9 protein-coding genes are annotated in these 7,335 nt (G+C 69.8%); 6 read left to right on the top strand and 3 right to left on the bottom strand.

Features of this window, described 5'->3' with window-relative positions:
* Nucleotides 1-734: 734 nt before the first annotated feature.
* Both AAH991_RS39505 and AAH991_RS39500 read right to left on the bottom strand, forming a co-directional pair.
* Nucleotides 735-854 carry a dsRBD fold-containing protein gene (locus AAH991_RS39505; protein WP_346231086.1) on the bottom strand — a complete coding sequence of 40 codons (120 nt, stop codon included), beginning with the start codon at nt 852-854 and terminating at the stop codon, nt 735-737.
* 116 nt (nt 855-970) lie between these two features.
* Complete coding sequence (locus AAH991_RS39500) at nt 971-1,537, bottom strand: RICIN domain-containing protein (protein WP_346231085.1); 567 nt, start codon at nt 1,535-1,537, stop codon at nt 971-973.
* Nucleotides 1,538-1,722: 185 nt separating this feature from the next.
* On the opposite strand from AAH991_RS39500, the gene AAH991_RS39495 reads away from it, so the two are divergent.
* The 3 genes from AAH991_RS39495 to AAH991_RS39485 are packed head-to-tail and all read left to right on the top strand — an operon-like array spanning nt 1,723 to nt 3,262.
* Nucleotides 1,723-2,547, top strand: a complete 825-nt coding sequence (locus AAH991_RS39495; RefSeq protein WP_346231084.1) for a type II secretion system F family protein — start codon at nt 1,723-1,725, stop codon at nt 2,545-2,547.
* A complete protein-coding gene (locus tag AAH991_RS39490) occupies nt 2,499-2,762 on the top strand; it encodes a hypothetical protein (RefSeq protein WP_346231083.1) in 264 nt (87 codons plus the stop codon). Before AAH991_RS39495 ends, AAH991_RS39490 begins: the two co-directional genes overlap by 49 nt.
* Entirely contained in the window at nt 2,759-3,262 is a 504-nt protein-coding gene (locus tag AAH991_RS39485; RefSeq protein WP_346231082.1) for a TadE/TadG family type IV pilus assembly protein, read from the top strand. Before AAH991_RS39490 ends, AAH991_RS39485 begins: the two co-directional genes overlap by 4 nt.
* 49 nt (nt 3,263-3,311) lie before the next feature.
* Here the strand turns inward: AAH991_RS39485 and AAH991_RS39480 are convergent, their stop codons facing one another.
* Nucleotides 3,312-3,623 (bottom strand): hypothetical protein, encoded by a 312-nt coding sequence (locus AAH991_RS39480; protein WP_346231081.1) that lies wholly within the window; start codon nt 3,621-3,623, stop codon nt 3,312-3,314.
* A 185-nt stretch (nt 3,624-3,808) separates the two neighbouring features.
* On the opposite strand from AAH991_RS39480, the gene AAH991_RS39475 reads away from it, so the two are divergent.
* From AAH991_RS39475 to AAH991_RS39465, 3 genes are read left to right on the top strand one after another with little or no spacing between them, the layout of a single operon-like run.
* Nucleotides 3,809-4,231: a TadG family pilus assembly protein gene (locus AAH991_RS39475; RefSeq protein ID WP_346231080.1), complete on the top strand. Its 423-nt coding sequence runs from the start codon at nt 3,809-3,811 to the stop codon at nt 4,229-4,231.
* The gene (locus AAH991_RS39470) at nt 4,228-4,383 is read left to right on the top strand and encodes a hypothetical protein (protein WP_346231079.1); all 156 of its coding nucleotides are present in this window, start codon (nt 4,228-4,230) and stop codon (nt 4,381-4,383) included. Before AAH991_RS39475 ends, AAH991_RS39470 begins: the two co-directional genes overlap by 4 nt.
* Nucleotides 4,384-4,415: 32 nt before the next feature.
* Nucleotides 4,416-7,106, top strand: coding sequence for a BTAD domain-containing putative transcriptional regulator (locus AAH991_RS39465; RefSeq protein WP_346231078.1), 2,691 nt, complete (start codon nt 4,416-4,418; stop codon nt 7,104-7,106).
* Nucleotides 7,107-7,335 lie beyond the last annotated feature (229 nt).

The following is a 7,335-nucleotide window of genomic DNA, read 5'->3' as shown; positions in this document are numbered from 1 at the left end:
CGCCGTCCCGACACTGTTCTAGCAGGCCGGAGCCGTGATCACGCGAGGGTGATCACGGCTTTTCTGTTTCTCGTTGCTCGTTTGCCGCTCGGACGAGCCGTCAGTTGCCGACACCCCGCTGCCCGGCATTGCCGCAGGCTGTCGCGTGTTCCGGCTCACCGACGTCAGTCCGGGACGCGAATGTTCGACGGGTAGCTCACAACCAGGGGCGATTTAGATCTACGACGTAAAGGCGTTCGCTATCGTGCTCACCCAAGCATCTGGGCGTAAGGCGTCAGGAGTCACGATAGGAATCCCGTATGCGCGAGCCTTACGGGCCTTTCCGTCGCCGGTGAAGACGACGAGAGCACCCGGCGGCAGTTCGAACCGGCTCGTCGGGCGCTGGGAGTTCTGGCCGCAACAGTCCGGGCGTCCTCGACGGCTTCGAGCGGCAGATGGAGCAGGGTGGCGACGGGGTTGAGCTCCTGGCGCTCGGCCTCAGCCACCACGCCGTCGGCCAGGGCGGCCCGGGCGATCGCGGTGAGATAGTGACGGTGCAGCCGGTCCAGGTCGGCTCGGTACAGTCCCAGCGTGGTCGCGAGATCGACAAGAGCGTCAGTCTCCGCAGCGGAAGGTGTACGCCGGAGGCGTGGCCCTTAAGAAAGGTACACAACATGATCACTGGCGGAGTGCAACATGGGCCCGTGATCCAGGCAGGCCGGACCCGCGCTCCCGGACAATGGCGCGGCTGCCGGCTACCACAGACTGTTCCGCTCAGCGGGCGGGGCGACCTGGGCGATGTCCTTGGACGTGATGACCAGGAGCTTGTCCGTCATGTCGGCAAGCGCGCGGGCCGTGGCGAGTTCGTCGCCGATTTCGGGGACCGAGGGGTCGGCGGGTTGCGGCGTGCGTGTCCCGCACCGGCCAGGCGCCCGGCCTCGGACGATGCGACGGCGGGCCGCTGCGAGCGGTATTCCGTGCCGTGTCGTTTCTACCCCCCGCTGTACGCTTCCCAGACCATCTCAGGAGTGAAGCGGTTGTCGCTGCAGATCTTGAGTCTGAGGAACTCCGGGCTGCCCACCGTGCTTTTACTCAGGCAGAACGGGTGATCGGGGTAGTAGGCGCGGGAGCGGAAGACGTACTTGTTGACACCCATCGGGACGGCCATCCAAACGGTGTTGCCACTGCACGACCCGAGAACCACTGCATTACCGCCGTCCGGCGAGGACACGCCGCCAAATGCGATGCATTGTCCCGTCAGTTTGTTCTCCAGTTTGACCTCGCCTATTTTGCCAGTTCTGGGAAACCTCACCTTCCAGAGCTGCGAATCTTTGGCGAACCCGCTCGCGTTCAACCGAACGATTCCATTGATCTTGCCGTCTGGGGCCCATTGCACGTCCATTGAGCGAAGGGCGAAGGGGGCGGTCTTGTCCTTCGTGGTGCCCCGGAGATGGAACCATCCGGCGGGCATGGCATTGGCGGGTGTCGCCGTGAGAGGAACGAGCCCCGCCGCCAGAATCGTGACGCCGGTCAGAGCGGTGAGTGTTGCGCGGCGCATCGGGTTTCCTTTCACAGTCGTGTAGTGAGGCACCTCTTATGTACGGCAGGGCACTTTCATCCGGACTGACGAACCTTGACGGCGGCTTAAGAGCCGCTTGATCAGATCTTTCGGCGGCGCCGGCCATACCGGCGCTTGCTCACGTCGGGCACCGCGGGCGCCCGTGACGCCCGTACCGCTTCAGAATGGCTGCACAGCCTGTGAGCTGGGGTTTGCTCAGTGTTCAACTTGCACGGTGGTACTCGTTCAGGAGGCCTGCGACGGCTTGTCGGCGTTCGATCCGGGTTGCCGGGAAGGGTACGACGTTCGGGGCACCAGCGGCGACCTGGTCCAGCGGCTCGGCCGCCTCATGGCCACCCACCTGGGGTCGCTGCCGTGCCCGCACCGCCGACCTGGCCCTGCTCGGCCGCCCGGTCGAACGCTTCCTCGCCGTCAAGCTCGGCCTGGCCGTACTCGGCCTGCTGCTCCCCGCGGCCGTGTCCGCGCTGATGACAGTTATGGGCGGCACGCCCGGGGTGGCACTGCCCGCCGGCGCGTACCTACTTGGCGGGGTGGCGCTGTTCTTCGCCCCCGACCTGACCGTGCGGTCCGAGGCCGCCCGCAGGCGGGCCGACTTCCGGCACGCCATCACCGGCTACCTCGACCTGGTGGCCCTGGAACGCAGCGCCGGTGCCGGACCCGTCGACGCCCTGGAAAAGGCCGCCTCGGTCAGCGACGGCTGGGCCTTCGCCCGCATCAGCGCCGTACTCGAGCAGGCCCGCCGCAACCAGCGGCCCGCCTGGGAGGGCCTGGCCCGGCTGGGCCGGCAGGTCGGCATCAACGCACCGACCTGGCCGACGTCGCCGCCCTCGCCGGGCAGGAAGGCGCCCGCGTCCTGGACACCCTCATCAGCAAGGCCGCCTCCATGCGCGGCCAGGCTCTGGCTGCTGCCAGAGCCGAAGCAAACGGCCGCACCACCGCCATGGTCATCCCCATCGCCCTGCTCGGCGCGGCCTTCCTGCTGCTACTGACCTTCCCCCAGATCTACCGGCTGGCCATCCGCTTCGCCACCCGCGTCGGCGGCGCCTTCCTCACCCACCCCACCGCCTGGGCGGGCGGCGACACCGGCACCGTCGGAGTGATCGTCACCGGCCGGGCGCCGTCCTTCCTGCCTATCGGCCAGTGGACGGTTTCGGAGGTCTCCCGCGCCTCGGCAGAACGCTTCATCCCCGCGGACCGCCCATGAGCCGGCCACGTGCGCCGCGGGACGGCGAGCGAGGGAGCGCGACGCTGGAGCTGGTGGTCCTCGCCCCCGCACTACTCGCGCTCATCGCCCTGGTCGTCCTCACCGGCCGCATCGCCACCGCCTACAGCGCGGTCGAGTCGGCCGCCCGCGACGCCGCCCGGCAAGCCTCCATCGCCCGCGACCCCGCCCATGCCCGGCGCGCCGCCACAACCAGCGCCGCCGCCGCGCTGCGCCGCGAGGGCCTGCGCTGCGGACCCTCGGTCGCGGTGGACACCAGCGGTTTCTCCCGCCAGGTCGGCACCCCTGCTCAGGTCGTCGCCCGCGTGACCTGCACCCTCCGGCTCGGCGACCTGCTGCCCGGGCTCCCCGGCGACAAGACGGTCCGCGCGTCGTTCGCCTCTCCCATCGACCCTTACCGGGGGAGAGCTCTGAGGTTCGCGGCTCCTGACGGTTCCTCAGCCGGCGACGAGCGTGCCGAGACGGGAGGCGGCCATGTGTGACGGCATGGGCTGGCGGACCGGAACGAGCCGCCTGCCGGAGTGCGGCAGCTCAGCGATCGCTGCGGAGGTGCCGGCGGGCCCGGTTCCAGACCTCTTCGAACTCGGCCGCGGTCAGCGCGATGGGCTCGTATTCGTCCCACTCCTGCACAGGGCCCTCGGCGGTCAGGCCGTAGGTCGCCTCGTACTGGCCGAGCTGCCCCGCTGCCTGAGCCTGCTGCCATTCCGTCAAGGACGCAGCAGCGATGGGTATGCCGTCCGGTCCGCGGAGCTCGACCTGGCGGCTCACCCAGCCGTCAGCATCGACCTCGAAATAGAACCACACGTCCTCGTCATCCCAATAGGCGCGGAACCAGCGCGTCATGCAGCCAGCATGCCGGACGTAACGAACACGATGAGCGCCCCACGTGACAAGGCCGGGGCGGTCGGCGGCTGGGCCGTAGCGAGCGGCGGCGTGGACGCTGACGCCGACTGAGCCACCGTTCCTCCGCCCACCAGCGCCTCGCCCAGGCGAACAGCCCACCACGAGCATGCGGCAGCGGAGGCGGCATGACCAGGACACGCGACCGCGGGTCGGTCACGCTGTTCACCGCCGTAGCGGTCTTCCCGCTGAAGTTGCTGCTCGCCGGATTCCTGTGGGACGGCACCGCCAAGCTCCGCGCCGGCCGCGAGGCCTACAACATCGCGGAAGAAGCAGCGAGGGCCGGCGCCGGATATGTCGACCGGCGCGCCGCCTACACCGACGGCCGCTACGTCGTCGACCAGGCCGCCGCCCTGCGCGCCGCACGCTCCTACCTCACCGCCACCGGCCACACCGGGACCGCCGCACTGGTAGGCGCCCGCGCCATCCAGGTTCGCGTACGGGTGAGCGAACCCACCCTGTTCCTGGCCCTGATCGGCATCAACGACATCGCGGTGACCGGAACGGCCACCGCCCGCCTCGTCCCCGGCGTGGAGGGAAAACTCCGATGACCAGGTTCCGCCTGCTGGACGGGCTGCGGGCGCTGCTGGCCGCCGCCGTCTTGACCGCGCTCATCGCCGGCGTACCGCTCGCGCTGTACGCACTGGCCGGATCCCCCTACCCGCCCATCTGCCCAGCCTGGGCGAGGTCGGTCACGCGCTGAGCCACCGCGACGACGGCACCCTCTTCCTGGCCGTGGTTAAGGTGGTCAGCTGGGCGGCGTGGGCGAGCTTCGTGGCCAGCACCCTGGTCGAGTTCGCCGCCCGGATCCGCGGCCGCGCCTCCCCGCACCTGCCGGGGCTCGGCTCCGCTCAATGGCCGTCGGCTCAGCTCATCTCCTCTGTCGCGCTCGCCGAGCATGACTTCGTGCGCTTCGTCGGAGCTGACGCCTCGCTGGCCTCGGGGCGGCCGACCATGGCGAGAGCACAGGTCATGTCCGGGCAGGCGCACGCCCGGGTGCTGCGGCTTACGCACGCGGCCTATCAGGTGCGCCGCGGCGACTGCCTGTGGACCATCGCCGAACGCCACCTCGGCGACGGCGACCGCTACACCGAAATCGCCGCTCTCAACACCGGCCGCGTCATGACCGACGGCGCCCGGTTCACCCAACCGGATGTGATCCGTCCCGGCTGGATGCTGCGCATGCCGGCCGCCGCGACCGACCTCGACCGGCCACAACCCCCCATCACCGATCGCCACCCCGGCCACCCGAGCGACGCCCCGGAGTTCTCCCGCCCACACGACGGCGCCCCCTCCTCGCCCCAGCCTCCCGCCGTGCACAACTCCCCGAACACGGGGGAGCGGCCGGCAGCCGGCCGAGACGCTGCCCCGCCCGCGAACACGCCGCAGACCCAGCAGTCGCGCGCATCGGCACCGGAACCGACCGCGATCGTGCTCACCGACGGCGCCGAGGCGGAAGACAGCGGCCCCAGCACACCCGTGGCGGCGTTCGCCGGGGGAGTGGCCGTCGGCTCCCTGCTCACCCTCGCCCGCCTCCGCCAAGCACGCCGCCGCGGCCGCCGCATCGCCCTGCCCGCCGACCCTGAGACCCTGGCCACCGAGCAGGAACTACGCCGCCTGGCCGCACCCGACGCCCACGCACACGGACGCCAGGCCCTGGCCACGCTCGGCGACGTCATCACCGCCGCCGGCCGCCACCTCCCGCCCGTGCTCGGCGCACGCGTCAGCGCCGACACCGTTGAACTGCTGTTGGCCCAGCCCGCCGGCACGCCACCCGCCCCGTTCACGCAGGGCCGGACCAAGGCGACCTGGCGCCTCGACCTCAACAACGCACCCCACGCGGACAGCTCCCGCGACGTGCTCCCCGCACTGCTCACCACCGGACACCTCGACGACGGACACGCACTCCTGGTGAACCTCGAACGCCTGCAGACCGCCACCGCATCCGGCCCAGCTGAGCTGGTCGACCGCTTCCTCGCCACCGCGGCCACCGAAGTCATCACCGGCGACGGGCCATGGTTTGACGTGCTCGCCGTCGGCTTCCCCGAACTCGAGGCGGCCGGAGCACGCATACGATCCTGCACGAACCTGACCGAAGCGCTCGGCCTGCTCGCCGACCGAGCCCGCGACCTCCGCAGACGGCTCGCCACCACCGACGGGGCGGCCGATGTGGCCGACCGGCGCCTGCACGACCCCGACGGCGACTGGACCCTCACCCTCCTGATCAGCAGGAATACCCCGTCACCTGATCAGCTGGCCCGGCTGGTCGACACCGTCACCGCGCTGCCCGGCGGCCTGGCCGCCCTTGTGCCTGGAGACGCCACCGTCGTGCCCGCGCGGTTCGCACTGTCGCAGGACGACCATGGCCCGCTGCTGAACGTCACCCCGCCCGGCATGACCGTGCGTCCGCACCTGATGCCGACAGAGTCTTACCAGCGGCTCGGGGAACTGTTCACCGTCGCCGCCGACACCAGCGACGTCGCCGCCGACGCCCCGCCGTATGACGCCTTGACAGGCGAGAGCCCGCTGCCGGCGGCGAGCGGCGCGAACGCGCCGTCGACCTCGATACCGGTCGACAACCAGCAGGAAGACCGAAAGTCAGGGGTTGAGCCCGCACGCCCAGAGTTGGCGGAGCCCGAGTCACAGCGCGATGAGGCACAGGACGCTGTGCAGGTGTCCATCCTCGGACCACTGGAGATCACCGGCACCGTCGCCGACCTCCAGCCAAAGATGGCCGAACTCGTGCTCGCCCTGACCTTGGCCGGGCCAACCGGGCTCCGCAACATCCAGCTCGCCGCCATGATGGGCCCCGACCCCGACACCCCCAAACCCTCCGACCAGCTCCGCCAGCTCATCACTCGCACCCGCGGCAAACTCGGCAAAGCCCCCGACGGCCAGGCACGCATCCTGTGCGACTCCGCCTACGTCTACCGCACCCACGCCATCACCCTGGACTGGACCCGATTTCAGGAACTCGCTGACTGCGGCGCCAAACGCAACTCCACCACCGACCTTTGGGAAGCCCTCGCACTCGTGCGGGGACCGGTGCTGGACGGCTGCTACCACTGGTGGCTGGAAACCCCGGTGATCGAGAACATCCGCGCCGAGATCGTCGACGCCGCCGACCTGCTCGCCGAACTCGAACTCTACGCCGGCCGCCCCGACCGCTCCGCACGAGCTGCCCGCCAAGGTCTCGCCTCCGACCCCTACCCCGAGCAGCTCTGGCGTGCCCTGATACGAGCTGAGTACGAGGCGGGGAACATGAGCCGCGTCCACGAGGCGTGGAAGGCCTGCCTGAAGGCGGTCGCCGAGGTGAGCGCCGACGGCGATCCCCATCCCGAGACCGCTGCCCTCTACCGCCGGCTCGCTACGGTTCGCCGCCCCCTTGATGACTATCACCGGGGTGAGCTGGAGTGGCGGTCCTGAAGCCATCGGCGCCGGCAGTATGGCAGAGCGATTTCGGTCCTTTTCGTCAAGAGCAACTGGGCGATGTGATGTAAATCGCAGAGCAGCGCTGCGTCATCTCTTTCTCGCCTTCAAACGTGCCTGGTGGGGCGTTGAGAAGGGTAATGGGCGTCGCCGTCTAGATAACGGCAAGTGATCATCTAGATGCGAAGTAGATCTTGACCTGTGGTTGTAAGGCGCGCATGATCCG

Source organism: Microbispora sp. ZYX-F-249, assembly GCF_039649665.1.
Lineage (GTDB): Bacteria > Actinomycetota > Actinomycetes > Streptosporangiales > Streptosporangiaceae > Microbispora > Microbispora maris.
The sequence above is the reverse complement of the archived record's forward strand: the minus strand, read 5'-3'. Positions and strand labels throughout refer to the sequence as shown.

Bases quoted from the DNA above. Each gene is read 5' to 3' on its own strand.
- AAH991_RS39500 (WP_346231085.1), bottom strand. From the start codon at position 1,537: ATGCGCCGCGCAACACTCACCGCTCTGACCGGCGTCACGATTCTGGCG.
- AAH991_RS39495 (WP_346231084.1), top strand. From the start codon at position 1,723: ATGGCTGCACAGCCTGTGAGCTGGGGTTTGCTCAGTGTTCAACTTGCA.
- AAH991_RS39490 (WP_346231083.1), top strand. From the start codon at position 2,499: ATGGTCATCCCCATCGCCCTGCTCGGCGCGGCCTTCCTGCTGCTACTG.
- AAH991_RS39485 (WP_346231082.1), top strand. From the start codon at position 2,759: ATGAGCCGGCCACGTGCGCCGCGGGACGGCGAGCGAGGGAGCGCGACG.
- AAH991_RS39480 (WP_346231081.1), bottom strand. From the start codon at position 3,623: ATGACGCGCTGGTTCCGCGCCTATTGGGATGACGAGGACGTGTGGTTC.
- AAH991_RS39475 (WP_346231080.1), top strand. From the start codon at position 3,809: ATGACCAGGACACGCGACCGCGGGTCGGTCACGCTGTTCACCGCCGTA.
- AAH991_RS39470 (WP_346231079.1), top strand. From the start codon at position 4,228: ATGACCAGGTTCCGCCTGCTGGACGGGCTGCGGGCGCTGCTGGCCGCC.